18 protein-coding genes, 1 tRNA gene and 3 pseudogenes are annotated in these 19,198 nt (G+C 70.1%); 15 read left to right on the top strand and 7 right to left on the bottom strand.

The window, feature by feature from the left end; all coding sequences use genetic code 11:
• The 4 genes and pseudogenes from ACFXKG_RS29480 to ACFXKG_RS29495 form a co-directional block, all read left to right on the top strand.
• Positions 1-86: pseudogene (locus ACFXKG_RS29480) on the top strand (IS5/IS1182 family transposase); the annotation flags it as partial.
• A gap of 25 nt (positions 87-111) precedes the next feature.
• Positions 112-592, top strand: a pseudogene (locus ACFXKG_RS29485) (transposase); the annotation flags it as partial.
• A 621-nt stretch (positions 593-1,213) separates the two neighbouring features.
• Complete coding sequence (locus ACFXKG_RS29490; protein ID WP_384845538.1) at positions 1,214-2,167, top strand: protein NO VEIN domain-containing protein; 954 nt, start codon at positions 1,214-1,216, stop codon at positions 2,165-2,167.
• 76 nt (positions 2,168-2,243) lie between these two features.
• Positions 2,244-4,136: a DNA/RNA helicase domain-containing protein gene (locus tag ACFXKG_RS29495; protein ID WP_384845540.1), complete on the top strand. Its 1,893-nt coding sequence runs from the start codon at positions 2,244-2,246 to the stop codon at positions 4,134-4,136.
• A gap of 353 nt (positions 4,137-4,489) precedes the next feature.
• Here the strand turns inward: ACFXKG_RS29495 and ACFXKG_RS29500 are convergent.
• Both ACFXKG_RS29500 and ACFXKG_RS29505 read right to left on the bottom strand, forming a co-directional pair.
• A tRNA-Arg gene (locus ACFXKG_RS29500) sits at positions 4,490-4,561 on the bottom strand.
• A gap of 107 nt (positions 4,562-4,668) precedes the next feature.
• Positions 4,669-5,715: a Ku protein gene (locus tag ACFXKG_RS29505; protein ID WP_384845542.1), complete on the bottom strand. Its 1,047-nt coding sequence runs from the start codon at positions 5,713-5,715 to the stop codon at positions 4,669-4,671.
• 71 nt (positions 5,716-5,786) lie between these two features.
• Between ACFXKG_RS29505 and ligD the strand changes: the two genes are divergently transcribed.
• Positions 5,787-6,671: a non-homologous end-joining DNA ligase gene (gene ligD, locus ACFXKG_RS29510; protein ID WP_384845544.1), complete on the top strand. Its 885-nt coding sequence runs from the start codon at positions 5,787-5,789 to the stop codon at positions 6,669-6,671.
• A gap of 27 nt (positions 6,672-6,698) precedes the next feature.
• Here the strand turns inward: ligD and ACFXKG_RS29515 are convergent, their stop codons facing one another.
• The gene (locus ACFXKG_RS29515; protein ID WP_384845546.1) at positions 6,699-7,544 is read right to left on the bottom strand and encodes a nuclease-related domain-containing protein; all 846 of its coding nucleotides are present in this window, start codon (positions 7,542-7,544) and stop codon (positions 6,699-6,701) included.
• Positions 7,545-7,697: 153 nt separating this feature from the next.
• Here ACFXKG_RS29515 and ACFXKG_RS29520 point away from each other — a divergent pair, with 153 nt between their 5' ends.
• The 3 genes and pseudogenes from ACFXKG_RS29520 (at position 7,698) to ACFXKG_RS29530 (ending at position 10,982) form a co-directional block, all read left to right on the top strand.
• A complete protein-coding gene (locus ACFXKG_RS29520) occupies positions 7,698-8,060 on the top strand; it encodes a zinc-ribbon domain-containing protein (protein ID WP_384845548.1) in 363 nt (120 codons plus the stop codon).
• Positions 8,061-8,135: 75 nt separating this feature from the next.
• Positions 8,136-9,494, top strand: a pseudogene (locus ACFXKG_RS29525) (FtsW/RodA/SpoVE family cell cycle protein); the annotation flags it as partial.
• Positions 9,495-9,521: 27 nt separating this feature from the next.
• Entirely contained in the window at positions 9,522-10,982 is a 1,461-nt protein-coding gene (locus ACFXKG_RS29530) for a penicillin-binding transpeptidase domain-containing protein (RefSeq protein WP_384845690.1), read from the top strand.
• 42 nt (positions 10,983-11,024) lie between these two features.
• On the opposite strand, the gene ACFXKG_RS29535 is transcribed toward ACFXKG_RS29530, so the two are convergent.
• Entirely contained in the window at positions 11,025-11,489 is a 465-nt protein-coding gene (locus ACFXKG_RS29535) for a hypothetical protein (RefSeq protein WP_384845550.1), read from the bottom strand.
• A gap of 290 nt (positions 11,490-11,779) precedes the next feature.
• Between ACFXKG_RS29535 and ACFXKG_RS29540 the strand changes: the two genes are divergently transcribed.
• Positions 11,780-12,898, top strand: a complete 1,119-nt coding sequence (locus ACFXKG_RS29540; RefSeq protein ID WP_384845552.1) for an amidase family protein — start codon at positions 11,780-11,782, stop codon at positions 12,896-12,898.
• A 61-nt stretch (positions 12,899-12,959) separates the two neighbouring features.
• On the opposite strand, the gene ACFXKG_RS29545 is transcribed toward ACFXKG_RS29540, so the two are convergent.
• The gene (locus ACFXKG_RS29545) at positions 12,960-13,850 is read right to left on the bottom strand and encodes an ADP-ribosylglycohydrolase family protein (RefSeq protein ID WP_384845692.1); all 891 of its coding nucleotides are present in this window, start codon (positions 13,848-13,850) and stop codon (positions 12,960-12,962) included.
• 126 nt (positions 13,851-13,976) lie between these two features.
• Between ACFXKG_RS29545 and ACFXKG_RS29550 the strand changes: the two genes are divergently transcribed.
• Positions 13,977-14,867 carry an alpha/beta fold hydrolase gene (locus ACFXKG_RS29550; RefSeq protein ID WP_384845554.1) on the top strand — a complete coding sequence of 297 codons (891 nt, stop codon included), beginning with the start codon at positions 13,977-13,979 and terminating at the stop codon, positions 14,865-14,867.
• A 124-nt stretch (positions 14,868-14,991) separates the two neighbouring features.
• Entirely contained in the window at positions 14,992-15,927 is a 936-nt protein-coding gene (locus ACFXKG_RS29555) for a diiron oxygenase (protein ID WP_384845694.1), read from the top strand.
• 24 nt (positions 15,928-15,951) lie between these two features.
• Here the strand turns inward: ACFXKG_RS29555 and ACFXKG_RS29560 are convergent, their stop codons facing one another.
• A complete protein-coding gene (locus tag ACFXKG_RS29560) occupies positions 15,952-16,302 on the bottom strand; it encodes a hypothetical protein (protein WP_384845556.1) in 351 nt (116 codons plus the stop codon).
• Positions 16,303-16,478: 176 nt separating this feature from the next.
• On the opposite strand from ACFXKG_RS29560, the gene ACFXKG_RS29565 reads away from it, so the two are divergent.
• The 3 genes from ACFXKG_RS29565 to ACFXKG_RS29575 are packed head-to-tail and all read left to right on the top strand — an operon-like array spanning position 16,479 to position 17,873.
• Positions 16,479-17,333 (top strand): helix-turn-helix domain-containing protein, encoded by an 855-nt coding sequence (locus tag ACFXKG_RS29565; RefSeq protein ID WP_384845558.1) that lies wholly within the window; start codon positions 16,479-16,481, stop codon positions 17,331-17,333.
• A gap of 14 nt (positions 17,334-17,347) precedes the next feature.
• Positions 17,348-17,545 (top strand): DUF397 domain-containing protein, encoded by a 198-nt coding sequence (locus tag ACFXKG_RS29570; protein WP_384845560.1) that lies wholly within the window; start codon positions 17,348-17,350, stop codon positions 17,543-17,545.
• Between the two features lie 40 nt (positions 17,546-17,585).
• Positions 17,586-17,873, top strand: a complete 288-nt coding sequence (locus ACFXKG_RS29575; RefSeq protein WP_384845562.1) for a hypothetical protein — start codon at positions 17,586-17,588, stop codon at positions 17,871-17,873.
• A 12-nt stretch (positions 17,874-17,885) separates the two neighbouring features.
• Here ACFXKG_RS29575 and ACFXKG_RS29580 read toward each other — a convergent pair whose 3' ends face one another.
• The gene (locus ACFXKG_RS29580) at positions 17,886-18,296 is read right to left on the bottom strand and encodes a winged helix-turn-helix transcriptional regulator (protein WP_384845564.1); all 411 of its coding nucleotides are present in this window, start codon (positions 18,294-18,296) and stop codon (positions 17,886-17,888) included.
• A 105-nt stretch (positions 18,297-18,401) separates the two neighbouring features.
• On the opposite strand from ACFXKG_RS29580, the gene ACFXKG_RS29585 reads away from it, so the two are divergent.
• A complete protein-coding gene (locus ACFXKG_RS29585) occupies positions 18,402-19,115 on the top strand; it encodes an SDR family NAD(P)-dependent oxidoreductase (protein ID WP_384845566.1) in 714 nt (237 codons plus the stop codon).
• Positions 19,116-19,198: the final 83 nt, after the last annotated feature.

A 19,198-nucleotide genomic window follows, 5' to 3' on the forward strand; every position in this document is an offset into this window, starting at 1 on the left:
GGCGGATCTTCCGCAGATCCCGATGCAGCCCGAACCGCATGACGTCAATCGCCAAAGCCGTCCTCACCCTGGAGCGGCAACGCTGAAGAAGCTCAGTGAGACTGACTCCCGCTCTCCGAACAGAGCGTCGTCGTTCCAGGCACCGACACCCTCGGCATCGTGATCCCGCCTCTGGACCGCTTGCTCGTCGCCGTCCACGAGTAAACGCCGGGACCTGAAAACCCAGATCGACGAACTCCTGGAAGCCCAGCCTCTTTTCCAGGTCCTGACGTCGCTGCCCGGAGTCGGTATCAGGACCGCAGCCGCAGGCGACGGCACCAGTTGCCCCACCGCCATCCGCCTCGCCTCTTACGCCGACCCTGCTCCGGCCACGAACCAGTCGGGGACTTCCCTCCACGATGAACACGCACCCGGAGGCGGAAGGCAGCAACGCAAAGGCACGATGTTCCTGTCCGCGTTCACCTCCCTGCACGACCCCGCCTCCCGCACCGGCTACGACCGCTGCCGGGCCCGCGGCAAACCCCAGGTCCAGGCCCTTCTCCGGCTCGCCCGCCACCGCATCAGCACCCTGTTCGCCATGCTCCGCGACTGAACCTTCTACGAACCACGCAGCCCACAGGCAGGTCGACTCGACTCAACGCCCTGTGCCGTCTGTCCACACCGAAATATCTGCGGCACTTCTGCGGACAGCTTCTTCCGGATCCGGAGCGAGCTTCCCGCAGACCGCTGCGACGTCCGGCACACCGTCCGGCCCCACGAGCGCGTCACATACCCCCGCCTGCAGCCAGTCGGCCTGGTTTTCGTCAGCTTCGGCAACCGCGAGAGCAATGAGCCTTATAGCGGCCACCGTTCCCACGCGGGCCAGAGCCTCTGCCGTCCGTCTGGTCACTGCCGTGTCCTCGACATCCAGCAACAACCCCACCAGCGCTTCTGCGGCCTCAGGAGCTTCAGCGAAGGAAGCAAGGTCACACCCGGCACGAGCACGTCGCATCCACGAAGGAGATGACGCCTCAGCCAAGGCCGCTCCCAACCCACTCATCATCTCTGACACAACCAAACAGTTGACGAAGAACCTGGAGGCCCCCGCCACTCCGCGACCGAACCTCCGCTGCCATCACCTCGGGAAGACCGAGACGCTTTCAAGATCCCGCATACCGCCCGCTGAAGCTCTTCAGATCACCCTTTACGACGATCCACTCTTATGATTATCCGCGTGAAGCGTGAATCTTTCGTCATGGTGCATGTCGGTCAGCGGCCTGAGTCCCAGCTGAACCTGGAGTACGGGATCGAGACCCGCTCCTGGGGGTTCCCGATATGGAAGCCCGAGTACCGGTCGACTCGTCCACGGTTCGCCGTGCTGGGCACCGGAGTGGCCCCACGGGTACCTCTCGACGTATGGCTCACGCAGCGGATCACCCTGTACCTGTTCGAAGTCCGGGAAGGCTTCTACGAAGGGCGCGCGCCGCACTGGCCCGACGAGGAGGCTGAGAACACCGTCAAGTACCCGGTGCGCTTCGGGATCGAGCCCCTGGCCGTGGTTCGCGACGTATCCCTCAGCGAACACGGGCCTCTGCTGTCAGCCGGCAGCGACGCGATCCGTCGGTCCGGGATCGAGCGCGGCATCGGCAAGCTCTGCGAGTTGGCCCCCCAACCGCTGCTCGACGCTGCGGGGATCCGAACCGACTGGACAGAGCGGCAGAACGTTCCCCTGAACCTCACGCCGGGCTTCAGGGCGGAAGAGGCCCAGACGCCCAAGCGCCCGCGAGGCGGTGCCGGGTTCATCTCCGATCCGAAGAAGCGGAAAGCCGTCGAACTGCACGCGGAGAACATGGCCGTCGCTCACTACGAACGGCAGGGATGGACCGTCGAACGCATCGGCAAGCCCTACGACTTGCACTGCACGCGCGCGCGGGAGGAACGGCGCGTAGAGGTCAAAGGGACGACCGGCGCGGCCACGAGCGTGGAACTGACGGTCAACGAAGTCGAACACGCGCGCAACCCGCGACACACCGTGGATCTGTACGTGGTCAGCGACATCGTCGTCGACATGCACAGTTCCGAATACGCCATGAGCGGAGGCCGGGTGGCGCACTTCGAGAACTGGTACCCGGCAGAGGAGGATCTGCGTCCCCGACGATTCGAGTACCGCCTGCCGTTCGCCGACTGATCCGCCCCGGCTCCGACCCCGCTTCCGCCGATATGCCTTCGCCCCATCGTGGGCGGTGATCGTACGGAGATCTTCTGTGACTCTTTTGCGTTTGTCTGCCCGTGCTCTGGAACGCGCAGACCCCAGTTCGCTGGCCGAGTCCTTGGCCGAGCGGTCCCTTGCGGAACTCCTTCGTTCGGCGGCGAGCGCTGAGGTCCGGGCATGGCGCAACAGCCTTCCCGCTCTAGCGCGGGTGCTGTGCGACGCGGGTCTGGAAGAGGTGGAAGTGCTGCTCGAGTACAGGATGCCGCTGAGCAGCCTGCGCGCGGATGCCATTCTGGTCGGCACACACCCGGACACCGGCAGACCCTCCTATGTGGTGGTCGAGCTCAAGCAGTGGAGCGAAGTGCGGATGGTCCCCGAAACGACGGATCTCTGCTGGCTTCCGCGCGTCGGCTTCCAAGCCCACCTCCACCCCGTCGCCCAGGTGCGCCGATACTGCGAATACCTGCAGGACTTCACTGCCGTGCTGGATGACCCGGGCCACCACGTCACGGGGGTTGCCTACCTCCACAACGCCCAGGACCGGGACGTGACCGAACTGCTCGGAACGGGCGATGAGCAAGCCCGCCTTTTCACCGACAGCTCGCGCGGGGAACTCATTCGGCATCTGCAGAACCAGATTTCGCCACTCGACGGGGCTCTCGACGCGGACGCGCTGCTGGAAAGCCCCGTTGTCCCGGGTCAGCAGCTCATGCGAGCGGCCGCCGAGGAGATCATCGACGGTGGCAAGTTCCACCTCATGGACGAGCAACAGGTCGCGGTTTCCCTGGTCAAGCGTGCCGTCGCCATCTCGCGGCAGTCGGACCGCAAGGAAGTCATCGTAGTGACCGGAGGTCCCGGATCGGGCAAGAGCCTGATCGCCCTGCATCTGATGGGCCATCTCGGCAGAAACAGTCGCAGCGTCGTCCACGCGACAGGCTCCAAGTCGTTCACCACCACCCTGCGGCACGTCGTCAAGCAGAAGAACGAGCGCGTCGCCAAGCTCTTTCGCTACTTCCTCGACTTCGGCAGCGCCGAAAAGAACGCACTCGACGTCATCGTCTGCGACGAGGCGCATCGCATCCGCCAGCGTCCGGGCACATCCAACTCGCCGGACGCTGCCCGGAACAGACGAAGCCAGGTTGCCGAACTCATCGATGCTGCCAGGGTCCCCGTCTTCCTCCTCGACGAGCACCAAGTCGTACGACCTGACGAGATGGGCCGTGTGACAGAAATTGAGGCGGCAGCCAAGGCGCGCGGATGCAATGTGCGGCATGTCAACCTGAACGAACAGTTCCGATGTGGCGGCAGCCGCGCCTACGAGAGGTGGCTCCTCCGGCTGCTGGATCTGGAACCTGGCGGCCCGACGTGCTGGAAGCCTGAGCCCAACTTCGAGTTGCTGCTCGCGGATACCCCCCAGCAGTTGGAAACCTACCTCCGTGCACGGCAGGAGTCAGGCTCCACGGCCCGCATGACCGCAGGCTTCTGTTGGCCCTGGAGCGCCCCGCGCCAGGACGGCACCCTGGTCGACGACATCGTTATAGGGGACTGGCGTCGGCCCTGGAACGTCAAAGGCGAACGCGAAGTGGCCGGTGGGCCGCGTTCCTCTCTCTGGGCCACCGAGGCGGGTGGCATCGGCCAGGTCGGCTGTATCTACACGGCCCAGGGATTCGAGTATGCCTGGAACGGCACCATCCTCGGCCCCGACCTGGTCTGGCGCGACAACGAATGGCATGCCATCAAGGGCGAGTGCAAGGACAGCAGCTTGGCGTCGGCGTCCCCGGACGATTTTTCGCGCCTTCTGCGCAACCGGTACAAAGTGCTCTTGACGCGCGGCCTGACCGGAACCGTGGTGTTCTCCACCGATCCCGAGACGCAGGCCAAACTACGCACGCTCATCCCGGGCAGGGTCGCCCCGCAGCAACTGCTGGACAACGGTGAGAGGTGACCGGCCACGGCCTCGCCACAGGCTCGCGGTTCTTGATCTCACCGTCGACGCGCCCTTTGCCGATTTGATCCAACATCGCGGCCGCGCGCCGGCCTGCCACGCCTGACACACCGAGCATGAGGAATCGGTTGCCCGGAACGGTCTCGTTCGTTGACGGACGTGCACAGTGATCAGTTCACGCAGGCGTCCCTCGCGGATTCGGCTCCGAGGCTCGGCCATTCCATGAGGGTCGGGTCGACAACCGTCACGTGACTTCGGTGACCTGCTCCCAACGGCACCCGCCCATGTATACGCGAAGACCCCGGCCTCAGCGTTTCCGCTGATGACGGGGTCTTTGGGCACCTCCTACAAGGTGCCCCCGGCAGGATTCGAACCTGCGCACACGGCTCCGGAGGCCGTTGCTCTATCCCCTGAGCTACGGGGGCGTGTTGCCTGTGTTGCTTGGCGACGAAGGAAACCCTACCAGCTTCGGCGGGGTGGCCGTGAACAGGTATTTCGGGGCGCCCGGCTGCCGGGGGCGCAGGCCCGCGGGTCAGGCCGAGGCGCGCTTGGTCGATGCCGTGGTGCGCTTGGCCGCGGGCTTCTTCTGTGCGGCCTTCTTCGCCGCCGCCTTCTTCGTGGCCGTCTTGGTAGCTGTCTTCTTTGCCGCCGCCTTGGACGTCGTCTTGGCCGTCGCCTTCTTCGGTGCCGGTTCCGCCGGCTCCTTCGCCGTGGCGCTCCTGGCCGCCGCCGTCGCCTTGCGGCGCCTCGTCGGGAGGTCGGTCACCTCCGCCACCTGCTTCTCGTCGCCCTTCTCCTCGCCCCGGGCCTCCTTCGCCGCGCGCACGCTGTTCTCCAGCGCCGCCATCAGGTCGAGGACGCGCCCGCCGCCAGCCTCCGCCGGCTCGTGCTCGGGGGGCGGGCCGCCCTCCGCCTTCGCCGCGATCATCTCCTCGACCGCCTCGCGGTAGTCGTCGTGCAGCGAGTCGAGGTCGACGGAGCCCAGGGTGTCCATCAGGGCGTCGGCCAGGTCGAGTTCGGCGTCGCGTACGGTGACCTCGGTCTCCGGCGCCACCCCCTCGGGCGCCCGGATCTCGTCCGGCCAGAGCAGGCCGTGCATGGCGATCACGTCGCCCACCACCCGGAGCATGCCCAGCCGCTCCCGGCCGCGCAGCGCGAATTTGGCGACCGCGACCTTCTGGCTGCGCTTGAGCGCCTCACGCAGCAGCGTGTACGGCTTGGCCGCCGGGACGCCGCTCGCGGAGAGGTAGTACGCGGCGTCCATCTGGAGCGGGTCGATCGAGGACGCCGGGACGAACGCGACGATCTCGATCGTCTTCGCCGTCGGCAGCGGCAGCCCGGCCAGGTCGGCGTCGGTGATCGGGATCATGGTGCCGGTCGCGTCCTCGTACGCCTTGCCGATGTCGGGAGCCGCCACCTCCTCCTGGTCCAGCTCGCAGACCTTCCGGTAGCGGATCCGGCCGCCGTCGGCCTTGTGGATCTGGCGGAAGGAGATCGAGTGGTTCTCGGTGGCGTTCACCAGCTTGATCGGGATGCTGACCAGCCCGAAGGAGATCGCGCCGTTCCAGATGGATCGCAAGGTTCCGCACCTTTCACCCGGGAAACGGAAGTAAGGGATGAATTCAGATGAAATTATGGGATTCTCATCTTATGACGCCTGTCACCGAGGTGGAGGGCCGGCGCCTGGCCCTGAGCAATCTGGACAAGGTCCTGTACGCCGCCACGGGCACCACCAAGGGCGAGGTCCTGCACTATTACGCCCGTACGGCGGCCCCTCTGCTGGCCCATCTCGCCGACCGGCCCGTCTCCTTCCTCCGCTATCCGGACGGCCCCGACGGGCAGCTCTTCTTCACCAAGAACCCGCCGCCCGGCACCCCGCCCTGGGTGCGGGTCGCCGACGTACCCCGTAAGACCGCCGACACCGGGAAACAGGTGGTGGTGGAGGGTCTGGCGGCGCTGATGTGGGCGGCGAACCTGGTCGTGGAGTTCCATACGCACCAGTGGCGGGCCGAGGCCCCCGAACACGCCGACCGGCTCGTGTTCGACCTCGACCCGGGAGCGCCCGCCACCGCCCTGGAGTGCTGCGCGGTGGCGCTCTGGCTGCGCGAGCGGCTGCGCGCGGACGGACTCGACGCGTACGTGAAGACCTCCGGGTCCAAGGGGCTCCATGTGCTCGTACCGCTGGTACGGGCGCCTTCGGCGGAGGTCTCGGCGTACGCGAAGCAACTCGCCGTCGAGGCGGAGGCGGCGCTGCCGGAGCTGGTGGTGCACCGGATGAGCCGTTCGCTGCGGCCGGGGCGGGTCTTCGTCGACCACAGCCAGAACGCCGCCGCGAAGACGACCGCGGCGCCCTACACCCTCCGGGCGCGCCGGGAGCCGACCGTCTCCACCCCGCTGGCCTGGGAGGAGGTCGAGGGGTGCACGGCCGCCGCGCGGCTCGTCTTCCGGCTGGACGACATCCCGGCGCGGCTGGAGCGGTACGGGGACCTGCTCGGGCCGCTCGCCGCCGGTGACGGGGCGGCCCCGCTGCCCTGACCTCGCCGCCGGGACGGGCAGGACCTCCTATACGCGCCGCCAGGTGTGGCGGTTCCTGGCCGTGGCGTACAGGGTCTCGATGTCCGCCGGTTTCAGTACGCCGCCGAGCGACGCCAGCGCCGGGACGTCCGTCTCGCGCAGGACCCGTACGCCCGGTGGGGCCGGCAGCGCCTGCGGGGTGCGCGCCTCGACCACGGCCAGTACGGGGCGTACGGCCGTCGCCAGCGCGAGCGAGGCGCGCTCCGCGTCGCGGCGGGCCCAGCGCAGCTGCGGCAGCGCCTCGCCGCGGCCCGTGGTGACCAGGGGGTCGTCGATCCGGACGCGGTGGCCGCCGGCCGCGAGGGTCCGTACGGTCAGGACTCCGCCCGGGCCGATCGCCAGGTGGTCGATGCGGGCGGCGCCGGGGAGCGGGATCGAGTGCAGGACCCGCCAGCCCGCGCCCTCCAGCGCGTCGAGCGCCGCGCCGAGGACCTCCTGGGCCGCCAGCCGCGCGCGACGCGGGTCCTGGCGGCGCCACGTGGCCGGGAGGAACGGCAGGGCCGAGGTCCGCCCGCCGGACGCGGAGGCGGCGTCCTCGGCGTCGAGTACGGCGTGCAGCGCCTCGCCGGGCCGGTTGGGCGCCAGGTCGTCGTCGGGGTGGAGGGAGAGCCGGTCGAGTTCGGCGGGGGTCGGCACGGGGGCCGGCCCCACGGTCACCTCGCCCGCGAGATACGGCGCCAGCGCGGCCAGCACGTCGTCGCGGCCAGCACCGGTGAGCAGATTGACCCGGCCGGTGCTCTTGTCGTACCAGGCGACGGTCCTGCCGTCGCGTCTGCTGACGTACAGCCGGTCCCGGCCCCGGCCGTACCCCGGTGTGACGCGTAATCGAGTCATGCCACCTCACCCCCCGCGTCCATGGGAACAGCCGCCGAACCACCCGGGCAAGAGCACCGGACGGGCACCGTCCGCCCGGCCCGCCCGTTGTCGGTGGCGTACGGCACACTCTCCTCGAACACTCTCGGCCAATCCCAGGCAAGGAATCGACTCATGATCATCTTTGGCACCAAGGGGTACCTCTACCAACTGGCGATACTGACACTGGTCTGCGGCCACTGCGGGAACCCCTCGGCACACACGCTCAGGAAGCGCGTCACCAAGTTCACGCTCTTCTTCATCCCACTGTTCCCGTTCTCCACCAAGTTCGCGACACAGTGCACGTTCTGCGGCGTGGAGCAGCAGATCTCGAAGGAGCAGGCCGACCAGCTGCTCGCCCAGAGCACGGGACAGGGGCAGAGCCAGGGACAGGGGCAGGGGTACGGGCCGGGATACGGGCAGCCGCAGCAGCCCGGGCAGCCGGGACAGCCAGGTCAGCCGGGGCAGTACGGACAGGGCAATCCGTATCAGCGGTGAGGCGATCCGAGGCGTCGGACCTCACCGCGCCGCATAAGCGGACATAAGGCGCGCCGCCTTGCTACGTTGCGAGGCATGACCGCAACGCGGGCGGACGCTCCCCCACCCGAACGGCAGGCCCCGCGTCTCCCCCAGCGACGCGGCGTCGAACTCTCGCTGCTCCTCTGCGCCGTCCTCATCTCCGTCTTCGGTTACGTCGCCGTCGGCCTCGGCAAGGACCACGCCGTGCCGCCGGACGCGCTCGGCTACGGCGCCGGGCTCGGCGTGCTCGCGCTCCTCGCGCACCTCGCGGTCCGGCTGCGCGCCCCGTACGCCGATCCGCTGCTGCTCCCCATCGCGGTGCTGCTCAACGGGCTCGGCCTCGTCCTGATCTACCGGCTCGACCTGGAGACCCCGGGCGACCGGGCCGCCCCCACCCAACTCGTCTGGTCCACGCTGGGCGTGGCACTGTTCATCGCCGCCGTCGTCTTCCTGCGCGACCACCGGGTGCTCGCCCGGTACGCGTACATCTGCGTCGCCACGGCGCTGCTCCTGCTGGTCGTGCCGATCGCGTTCCCCGCCGTGAACGGGGCCAAGATCTGGATCAGGTTCGGCGGATTCTCCTTCCAGCCGGGCGAGTTCGCGAAGGTCCTGCTCGCCGTCTTCTTCGCCGCGTATCTCGCCGCCAACCGCAACGCCCTGACGTACACCGGCCGGAGGTTCCAGCTGCCCAGGGGGCGGGTCCTCGGTCCGCTGGTGGCGATCTGGCTGCTGAGTGTCATGGTCCTCGTCGTCGAACGGGACCTGGGCACCTCGCTGCTCTTCTTCGGGCTGTTCGTGGTCATGCTGTACGTGGCGACCGGGCGCACCGGCTGGATCGCGGCCGGGCTGCTGCTCGCCGCGGTCGGCGCCTTCGCGGTCGGCTCGCTCGAACCGCATGTCCACAGCCGCGTCCAGGACTGGCTCGACCCGTTCGCCTCCATCACCGCGGGCCGGGGCCCGGGGCAGCTCGCCCAGTCCCTCTTCGCCTTCGCCGCGGGTGGGCTGCTCGGTACGGGGCTGGGGCTGGGCCGGTCCATCCTGATCGGTTTCGCCGCCAAGTCGGACTTCATCCTCGCGACGGCGGGCGAGGAGCTGGGGCTGGTCGGGCTGACGGCCCTCTTCCTGCTGTACGCGCTGCTCGTGGCCCGCGGCTTTCGCGCCGGGCTCGCGCTGCGCGACCCGTTCGGCCGGCTGCTCGCCATCGGCCTCTCCTCGATCCTGGGCCTCCAGGTCTTCGTCATCGCGGGCGGGGTGATGGGGCTGATCCCGCTCACGGGGATGACGATGCCGTTCCTGGCGCAGGGCGGTTCGTCCGTCGTCACCAACTGGATCATGATCGCGCTGCTGATGCGGCTCAGCGATTCGGCCCGGGGCCCGGGCAGCGGCCCCGTGCCCGTCCCCGGGGCCACGGCCACGGCCACGGCCTTCGAGGGTCCCCCGATGACCCGCTGTATCCGCCGGACCGCTGTCCTCTTCCTGGTCCTTCTCGCCGCCCTGCTCGTCAACGCCGCCCGCATCCAGGTCCTCGACGCGGACTCCCTCGACCACAACCCGGCCAACCGCCGCGACACCGTGGCCCGCTACTCCCAGCAGCGCGGCGACATCCTCGTCGACGGCCGGGCCGTCACCGGCTCCAGGGACTCCGGGCAGCACCTGCGCTACGAGCGCACGTACCGGCACGGCCCGCTGTACGCGCCCGTCACCGGCTACGCCTCCCAGACGTACGGCACGACGCTCCTGGAGGACGCCGAGGACCCGATCCTCTCCGGTACGAGTCCGATGCTCGCCCCGTTCCCCTTCTGGAACGATCTCACCCGGGGCCGGCGCCCCGGCGGCTCCGTCGCCACCACGGTGAAGGCGTCGGTGCAGCGCGCGGCGTACGAGGGGCTGGCGGGGCGGCGCGGCGCGGTCGCGGCGGTCGAGCCGTTCAGCGGCCGGATCCTGGCGCTGGTCAGCAGCCCGTCGTACGATCCGGGGCTGCTCTCGGGCACGGGTCCGGGCGTGACGGACGCGTGGGCCCGGCTGACCGGCGGGAGCGCGCAGCCGATGCTCGACCGGGCCATCCGGGGGAGCTATCAGCCGGGCTCCACCTTCAAGATCGTGACGGCTGCGGCGGCGCTCGACTCCGGGACGGTCGAGGACCCCGACGCCCCGACGGAGATCGCGGAGCCGTACGTCCTGCCGGGCACCGGCACCACGCTCCCCAACGAGGCCGAGGGGTGCGACCGCGCGTCACTGGCGTACGCGGTCCAGTGGTCCTGCAACACGGTCATGGCCGGGCTGGGGGTGGCGACGGGGCTCGACGGAATGCTGGACACGGTACGGAAGTTCGGTTTCAACGACGCCGGGATCAGGATCCCGTCCCGGGTCGCCGCCTCGAACTTCGACACCCGGATGAGCGACGACAAGCTCGCGCTCTCGTCGATCGGGCAGTTCGACACCCGGGCCACGCCGCTCCAGATGGCGATGGTCGCCTCGGCGGTCGCGAACGGCGGTGACCTCAAGTACCCGTATCTGGTGGACCGGACACTGGCCTCGGACGGTTCCGTCGTCTCCCTTACGGGGCAGCGTTCCTACGCCCGCGCGATGAAACCGCTCACGGCGCAGCGGCTGCGGACGATGATGATCGACGCGGTGGAGGACGGCACGGGCGGAAACGCGGCGATCGACGGGGCGACGGTCGGCGGTAAGACGGGCACGGCGCAGCACGGGGTGGACAACACCGGTACGCCGTACGCCTGGTTCATCGCCTGGGCGCAGTCGGGCACGTCGGGGCGGCCGGGGGTCGCGGTGGCGGTGGTCGTCGAGGACGCGGAGGCGGACCGGGCGGACATCAGCGGCGGGGGCGACGCGGCGCCGATCGCGCGGGCGGTGATGGAGGCGGCGCTGCGAGACCACTGAATTCGCATGCGTGATGTCGGTCTGGTCACCGTTTGAGCCGACTCATTTTCGGAAGATGCGGATGTCGCATGCATCCGGATCACCGACCAACTCGTACAGGCGCGGGGCGGAGCGGCTGCCCGTAACGAAGAGGCCGCTGCCGAAGTTCCCGCCTTTGACTTCACTGTCCCAGTAGTCACTTATCTCGCGAAAAGCAAAAGACACAGGCCAGTCAGAGGCGTCGCCGGCGGTCAACTCCCACGTTCCACTGCCCGTTCTAGGCTGCCCGGGGTCGGACACGATGCCCTCAAGTTGATCATCAGTGGGCCAGCCGGTGCTGGTGAATGCCCCGTCGTCGCCCAGGTCAACCGATCCTGTGGAACTGCTGTATGTACCGACCAAGTCCTTCGGAGTGAGGTCAGGCGGAGGCCCGCCCGCCCCTGGACACGATGCATCGGAACCCGCCAGGCCACACCCCGAGAGCGTCGCCAGCATCACCAGGGCCGCGGAGCACACCAGCCCGAACATTCGGCAGTTCACGCTCCACCCCCATCAAACTTCAGAGCATCCAGCTTCTCCGCACAGCGCGAACGAGGTGACACCGGGTAGGTGGTCCCCGCCCTCGGGCGGCGACCACCTACCCGGGCCCGCCGGTCCTGTTCGACAGTGGCGGACATCAGCGGCGGGGGCGACGCGGCGCCGATCGCGCGGGCGGTGATGGAGGCGGCGCTGCGAGACTAGAACCCGTTCCGGCGGGGCCGGGATGAGATGGGGATGGAGATAGGGATGGGGATGGGACGGGGATCTGAGGGGGGTTCATGAGCGCATCACCGGAGGCTGTGGAGCCAACGGTGTCGGTGCGGGAATCCCTGGCGCGGATCGGGCGGCACGATCCGGCGCTGGGCGCCTTCATCGACGTGTGGGGTGAGGAGGCGGCAGCCCGGTCGGGGCAGGTCGGCCGGTCGGGCCGGGCGGACCGGGAACTGCCGCTCGCGGGGGTGCCGTTCGCGGTGAAAGGGCCGTCCGGGATCCGGTCCTACGCGGCGGGGCGGCTGATCGCGGCGGGCGCCGTGCCGGTCGGCTCGACGGCGGTGCCGGGGCCCGGTACGTACTGGCAGACCTGGGGTCTGGGGCGGCACGGCCGTACGGTCAACCCGTACCGCGCGGACCGTACCCCCGGCGGTTCCTCGGCCGGGTCCGCGGTGGCGGTCGCCGCGGGGATGGTCCCCCTCGCCACCGGGAGCGACGGCGCCGGTTCCGTCCGGATACCGGCGGCGTGGTGCGGGGTCTTCGGGCTGAAGACGACGAACGGCCTGCTGCCCTCCCCCGACCGCACGGGGCTCGCCTCGGCGGGGGTGCTGGCCGGGTCGGCGGCGCAGGCGCGGGGGTTTCTGCGGTGGGTGCTGGACAGCCACGAGGAGGTGGCCGTCCCCGTGTCCGTACCGGCCGTGTACGCCCCGGATCTCGGCTTCGCCGAGGTGGACCCCCAGGTCGCGGCGGTCGTACGGGCGGCCGTGGACCGGCTGGCGGCGGCGGGCGTCATACGGCTCGGCGCGCACCGGCCCCCGTTCACGCTGCTGGACCCGTGCGAGACGTGGAAGGCGATACGGGGCGGGGCGCGGGGGGACGCGGCGGCGGCGCGGGCGGCGGAGGTACGGGCCGAGAACAACCGCCGGCTCGACGCCCTGTTCGCCCGTACGCCCCTGCTCCTCACCCCGGCCACCCCGAACCGCCCGCACGGCCACGAGGGCCCGGGCGAGCTGTACTCGACGGCGCTGACCTGGGCGTTCAACGTGAGCGGGCATCCGGCGGCAAGCATTCCCGCGGGGTTCACGGCGGACGGCTGCCCCGTGGGGCTGCAACTGGTGACGGAACGCAGGACGGAAGCGGCGCTGCTCGCCGTCGCCGAGGCGGCCGAGGCGGCACTCGCGCGGTGACCGGGGTTCCCTGCGGCCCCTGCCCACGCCAGCGGCTCGCGCCCACGCGGGCGACTCGCGCCTACGTCAGCGGCTCGCGCCGCTCCCGCCACTGCGCCGGCACCGACCCCGTCCCCGTACGGGCGGCGACAATGCCCGCCGTGATGGCGCAGGTCGTGTCGGAGTCGCCGAAGCCCTCCGCCGTGGCCCAGAGCGCGGCCGCCAGGTCGTCGCGGTGCCGGGCCGCCGTCCAGACCGCGAAGGGGACCGTGTCGTCGGCGCGGATGCGCAGTCCGCTGCCGAGGAGGTCCGCCGCCTTGCGGGGCTCGGTGGTGAAGGGCAGTTCCGCCGCGCGGGCCAGGCCGTCGCGTACCGAGCCTTCCGGGGTGGCGCGGGCGACGGCCGCCACGGTGAGTTCGCACCGTACCGACAGGGCCGCCGCCACGGCGACCGCCACCGCGCCCGCCACGCCCTGCGGGTGGGCGTGCGTGACCTCGGCGGACAGGACGGCCTGACGCGCGACCTGCCCGAGGTCTCCGGCGAACCGGGCGCCGAGCGGCGCCACCCGCATCGCCGCGCCGTTGCCGAGGCTGCCGCCCTCGAAGAGGCCGGGCGCGAGCGTGCGCCAGTCCTGCGGGCGGTCGAGCAGGGCGGGGAGGAGTACGTGCATGCCGGAGCCGTAGTTGCGGCCGGAGTCCGCCGCGTACGTGCGGGCGAACGCCAGGGCCAGCCGGTCCTGTTCGACGGCGCCGTGTTCTTCGAGGACCCGGTGGAGCGCGAGGGCCATGGCGGTGTCGTCCGTCCAGGGCCACTCCAGCTCCTGGGGCGTGACCCGGGCCGCGATCTCCTCGGACGCGCGGTCACGGTCGCGGAAGAGGGGGAACCAGCGTTCACCGAAGGCGTCGCCCAGGGCGAGCCCTTCCAGGCTGCGGCGGGCGGCTGCGCGGTCAGCATCTAATCGATGGACGGTCATGGCCACCATGGTGCCGCAGTAACGGCGTTCCTTCAGCCGCATATTCATCGTACCGGCGCGGATGCCCCGATTCCGTCGTTCCTACGGCCGATCTTCCCGTCCTTGGCCCGTAATACCGTAAACCGCATGCCTCGTTCATCCCTCTCCTCGCCCCTTCATGCCCGGGACCACGGCGGCGAAGGACCGCCCCTCGTCCTCCTCCACGGCGCCGGCCGTTCGCTCGCGGACTGGGACGCCGTCGCGCCCCTGCTCCTGCCGCACCACCGGGTGCTCGCCGTCGATCTGCCGGGGCACGGCCGCTCCCCCGGTCTCCCGGCACCCTGGTCGTTCGACGGCGTGGCCGAGGCGGTCGGGCGGACCGTGGACGCGTACGGCATCCGCGACGCGCTGCCCGTGGGCCACTCCCTCGGCGGCCTGCTCGCCCTCCATCTCGCCGCGCCCTGCGCCTGCCCCGGCGCCGTGAACCTCGACGGTTTCTGGTGGGGCGGGCCCGCGCGGTACCCGGGGCTCGACCCGGCGACCGTCGCCGAGGGGCTCGACCGGATGCGCGGGCTGATGCGCTCGGCCGCCGGCCGGATCGCGCCCGCCGGGTACGTGGCGGAACAGGCGGCGTACGCGGGCCGGTTCGGCATCCCGTACGACCGCGCCGAGGCGACGGCCCGCGCCTCGGTGCGGGAACTGCCCGACGGCCGCGTCCAGACGCTGCCCCTGCGGGAGGCGGCGCTGGAGATGTACGACGCGCTGGACGCCCTCGACGTCTTCGCGCTGCTGCGCCGCGTCCCCTCCCCGGTGCTCTGCGTACGGGGGCGGCGCGCGGGGCCCCCGACGCCCGGGATGGAGTGGTTCGAGGAGCTGACCGCGTCGTACGCGAAGGGCCTGGACCGGGACTTCGCGGCGCTCTCCGGGGAACGTACGGGCACCCTCCGCGTCGAGGACATCGACGCGACGCACGCGATGCTCCTGGAGGAACCGGAGGCGGTCGCGGCGCTCCTGCTCTCTTTCACGCGCACGCTCTGAACGCCCGCGTACGGGGGATTGACGCCCTTACTGACAAGTAGTCTCATAAGAGGTGACCGCCGGTAACACCAGTGGCCGGCGCGCCCGGCCGCCCGTCAGCAGCGACCGTGAGGTGCGCCCCGCCATGACCCCCGCGACCGAACGCGACGTCCAAGCCCTCCGCGACGCACTGGGCCCGCTCCGCGACCGGGAACAGGTCGCGGAGCGGCTCCTCGAATCCTCCGAGCGGCACTCCTTCGACCCCGACAGGGAACTCGACTGGGAGGCGCCGCCGGAGGAGGGCAAGTGGCACTGGCCGCCGGAGCTGGTCTCGCTCTACGGCACGCCCCTGTGGCACACGATGCCCGAGGAGCGGCGGATGGAGCTGGCCCGGCACGAGGCCGCGTCGCTCGCCTCGCTCGGCATCTGGTTCGAGATCATCCTGATGCAGCTTCTGGTCCGGCACATCTACGACAAGCCCGTGACCAGCAGTCATGTCCGGTACGCGCTCACCGAGATCGCGGACGAGTGCCGGCACTCGATGATGTTCGCGAAGCTCATCCACAAGGGCGGCACCCCGGCCTACCCCGTGCCCGGCCGGTACCACAACATGGCGCGCGTCCTGAAGACGATCTCCACCACACCGGGATCCTTCGCGGCCACCCTCCTCGGCGAGGAGATCCTCGACTGGATGCAACGACTGGCCTTCCCCGACGAGCGGGTCCAGCCCCTGGTGCGCGGGGTGACCCGGATCCATGTCATCGAGGAGGCGCGCCATGTCCGGTACGCGCGGGAGGAGTTGCGGCGCCAGATGGTCACCGCGCCGCGCTGGGAGCAGGAGTTCACCCGGCTCAACTGCGGCCAGGCGGCCCGGGTCTTCTCCGTCTGCTTCATCAACCCGCAGGTGTACGAGAACGTCGGGCTCGACCGCCGCGCGGCCGTCGCCCAGGTCCGGGCGAGCGGACACCGCCGCGAGGTCATGCAGACCGGCGCGAAGCGCCTGACGGACTTCCTCGACGACATCGGCGTACTGCGCGGCGCGGGCCGCAGGCTCTGGCAGTCCTCGGGGCTGCTGGCCTGAGCCGCACCACCGGCCGCGCCCGGCTCAGGCCGCCGGAGCGCCCACCTCGGGCACCCCGGGCGCCTCGGACACCTTCGGCCCGAGCCACACCACCCGGGACGCACACCCCTCCCCGCGCCCGAAGTACCGGGCCACATTCTCCGGCGCCGCGAGCCGCAGCCCACCACCGCCGCCCACCCGCGCCACCTCGACCAGACCGTCCTCGTGCGCCAGCCCCCAGGCAACGACGGCGGCGTCCCGGCCCAACTCGCCCTCGCCGTCGCGGTACTCCACGACGACGGCGAAGAGGCGGGGCGCGGTGTCGTGCACGAGTTCGTACAACTCCCGCTCGAAATCGAACGAGTCCAGGGCGGAGCCCTGCGGCGATACGGTCATCACGATCCCCTTCGGTAGACACACCCGTCCGCCCGACCGGGACGCGGCGGGGCACGGCGGAGCGAAGACGCCTTGCGGCGTGGCCACTTGCTGTGGCGTGCTTCACACCGTAACGACGTCACTATGATTCATCTACCTGCCTGAGAAGAGAGCATCCAAATGAGTGAGGGAGAAAAATGCGCCCCAAGCACCTACCTGCCACCGTGCGACAGCGGCGCCTCGGCGCCGAACTGCGCAGGCTCCGCCAGCAGGCCGAGCTGACCACAGCCCAGGCGGGGGTGCTCGACGGCTCCTCACAACCCCGGATCAGCAGCATCGAATCGGGCCGTTACGCGGTGGGCGCGGACCGGGTGCGCGCGCTGGCCCGGAGTTACAGCTGCACGGATGAGGCGTACATCGAGGCGCTCACGGAGATGACCGGAGGGAGGACGCGCGGGTGGTGGGACGAGTACCGCGACCTGCTACCGCCCGATGCGGTCGACCTGGCCGAACTCGAACACCACACCACTTCGATGCGGACCTCATCGCTGGGCCACTTGCCCGGATTGCTCCAGACCAGGGCCCACGCCCACGCCGTCATCAGCGCTGCCGTACCGTCGTTCGCCCCGCACGAGGTGGAACACCGGGTCTCGTTCCGGATCAAGCGCCAGGTGGCGGTATATGGAGAGAACCCGAAGCCGTTGAGGACCATCCTCCACGAAGCCGCCCTGCACATGGGTTTCGGCGGCCCCGAGGTGGCCCGCGAACAGCTCAAGCACCTGCTCGAAGTGAGCGAGTTGGAACACGTCACGATCCTGGCCATCCCCTTTGGCTCAGGCACGTTCCCCACGGCCGGGATCGGCATCTACTACATGTCCGGAACAGTCCCCGCCCTGGACACCGTCCAACTCGACACCGAACAGGGTGCCGCGTTCCTGGATGCCCAACCTCAGTTGGCGAAGTACCGAGCCGTTCTGGACCGCGTTGAGAGTTGTACGCTCGGACCAGCGCAGTCGCGAGATCTGATCCGCCGCGTCGCAGCAGACCTGTAAGGAAGGAAAGACACGTGGCCGCCCTCCACTGGCAGAAGTCCTCCTACAGCCCGGAGGCGAACGGCTGCGTCCACCTCGCCGCCGCCGAAGACGGCACGGTCAAGCTCGTCGAGAGCGACGACCCCGACGTCATCCTCACCACCACCCCCGAAAAACTCCACGCCTTCATCCTCGGCGTCAAAGCAGGCGAGTTCGACCGCTTCACCGTGTGAGTCGCAACGAGCGTCACCGCTCACCTGGGAAACTGACTGCGTGAGAAGCGAAGACACCCTCTTCACCGGTGGGCCGCTCGACGGGCGGGTTCTGCCCGTGCTGACCGGGCCTACCGGGAATCCGCCGAAGTGGTACGAGGTGCCCGTGCCCGATGCCGCCGGCGGGCCGCCCACCGTGTACGCGTACCTGCGCGAGCCCGCCGGGTACACCAAGCGGCTCGGGATCCAGCGCGGCTGGAAGTACGTGTACGTGCCCGAGGGGCGCGGGGAGCGGGGGCCGAGGTGGCCGTGGTCGAAGCCCCGGGGCACCGGGGGCGGCGCCGCGTGACGCGGGCGGCTCTCAGGCCGTGTCGTAGGTGTGGCGCGCGGTTTCGATTTCGCCGTTGTGGTCGGTGACCCACTGGGCGAGGGCGCGGACCGTGGCGCGCAGGCTTTCCCCGAGCGGGGTGAGTTCGTATTCGACGCGCGGCGGCACCTCGGCGTAGACGGTGCGGGAGACGAGGCCGTCGCGTTCCAGGTGGCGCAGGGTGAGCGTGAGCATGCGCTGGGAGATGCCCGGAACCCGCTGGTGCAGGACGCCGAAGCGCAGGGGGCCTCGGCTGAGGATGCCGATGACGAGGACCGACCACTTGTCGCCGATCCGGTCGAGGGTGTCCCGGAAGCCTCGGCCGTTGTCGGGCCACGTTTCGCACGGGTGCGGGGCGGCGTGGGTGTCGGTGCCGTCAGGATCAGCGGTGTGCTCTGCGAACATGAATGTGCCTTTTGTGAGGTCCCCCATACGTCATTACCGTGGGGCTACGTACTGATCGTAACCAATCGAGGTAGCCGCATGTCTTCTGCGTTTTCTGCGTCCTCTGTGTCCTCTGCGTACTCCACCCCTTCGACGATCGCCGTCGTCGGCGCCGGGCGCAGCATGGGCCGCTCCATCGCCCTCCGGTTCGGCACCGCCGGGCACCCCGTCGCCCTGATCTCCCGTAGCGGCGAGAAGCTGCGGGGCATCATCGAGTCCCTGGCGGCCGAGGGTGTCACCGCCCACGCCTACCCGGCGGACGTCACCGACGGGGAGGGGCTGACCGCCGCTCTGGACACCGCCGCCGGGGAACTGGGGCGGATCGGCGTGCTCGCCTACAGCCCGGCCCCCGTCTTCCCGAACGTGGCCGGTGAGGTGCCCGACCTCAAGGCCCTGGGGTTCACCGCCGCGGCCGAGACCACCGCGGAGTCCGTGCGCCCGATGTTCGACATGCTCGTCGGCGGTGCGCTCACCGCGGCCGCCGCGGTCCTGCCGGCCATGCGCGAGGCCCGCGACGGCGCCCTGCTGTTCACCACCGGCACCACCGCGATCGCCCCCATCCCGGGGATGAGCAACTCCGGCATCGCCCTGGCCGGGCTGCGTTCCTGGGCCCGCGGCCTGCACGACGACCTGGCCGGTGAGGGCGTGTACGTCGGCCATCTGTCCATCGGCCTGCCGATCGTGCCCGGGTCGGGCGACGGCGACCCGGACGCCCTCGCCGACCGCTGGTACCGGCTCGCCCAGGCGCGCGACACCTTCGAGACCACGGTCGGCTTCTGAACCGCCCCGCACGGGTGATGCTGTTGCGCCAGATCGCCCATTAAAAAGCTCTTCGAATCATCTGACGCCTTGTCATCTTCTAC

It is taken from the genome of Streptomyces sp. NPDC059255 (assembly GCF_042752355.1).
GTDB lineage: Bacteria > Actinomycetota > Actinomycetes > Streptomycetales > Streptomycetaceae > Streptomyces.

Excerpts from the sequence above, each read along its gene's own strand:
- ACFXKG_RS29530 (WP_384845690.1), top strand. The coding sequence starts at position 9,522 with ATGACCCGCTGTATCCGCCGGACCGCTGTCCTCTTCCTGGTCCTTCTC.
- ACFXKG_RS29520 (WP_384845548.1), top strand. The coding sequence starts at position 7,698 with ATGATCATCTTTGGCACCAAGGGGTACCTCTACCAACTGGCGATACTG.
- ACFXKG_RS29535 (WP_384845550.1), bottom strand. The coding sequence starts at position 11,489 with ATGTTCGGGCTGGTGTGCTCCGCGGCCCTGGTGATGCTGGCGACGCTC.
- ligD (WP_384845544.1), top strand. The coding sequence starts at position 5,787 with ATGACGCCTGTCACCGAGGTGGAGGGCCGGCGCCTGGCCCTGAGCAAT.
- ACFXKG_RS29515 (WP_384845546.1), bottom strand. The coding sequence starts at position 7,544 with ATGACTCGATTACGCGTCACACCGGGGTACGGCCGGGGCCGGGACCGG.
- ACFXKG_RS29545 (WP_384845692.1), bottom strand. The coding sequence starts at position 13,850 with ATGACCGTCCATCGATTAGATGCTGACCGCGCAGCCGCCCGCCGCAGC.
- ACFXKG_RS29540 (WP_384845552.1), top strand. The coding sequence starts at position 11,780 with ATGAGCGCATCACCGGAGGCTGTGGAGCCAACGGTGTCGGTGCGGGAA.
- ACFXKG_RS29550 (WP_384845554.1), top strand. The coding sequence starts at position 13,977 with ATGCCTCGTTCATCCCTCTCCTCGCCCCTTCATGCCCGGGACCACGGC.
- ACFXKG_RS29560 (WP_384845556.1), bottom strand. The coding sequence starts at position 16,302 with ATGACCGTATCGCCGCAGGGCTCCGCCCTGGACTCGTTCGATTTCGAG.
- ACFXKG_RS29555 (WP_384845694.1), top strand. The coding sequence starts at position 14,992 with ATGACCCCCGCGACCGAACGCGACGTCCAAGCCCTCCGCGACGCACTG.
- ACFXKG_RS29565 (WP_384845558.1), top strand. The coding sequence starts at position 16,479 with ATGCGCCCCAAGCACCTACCTGCCACCGTGCGACAGCGGCGCCTCGGC.
- ACFXKG_RS29580 (WP_384845564.1), bottom strand. The coding sequence starts at position 18,296 with ATGTTCGCAGAGCACACCGCTGATCCTGACGGCACCGACACCCACGCC.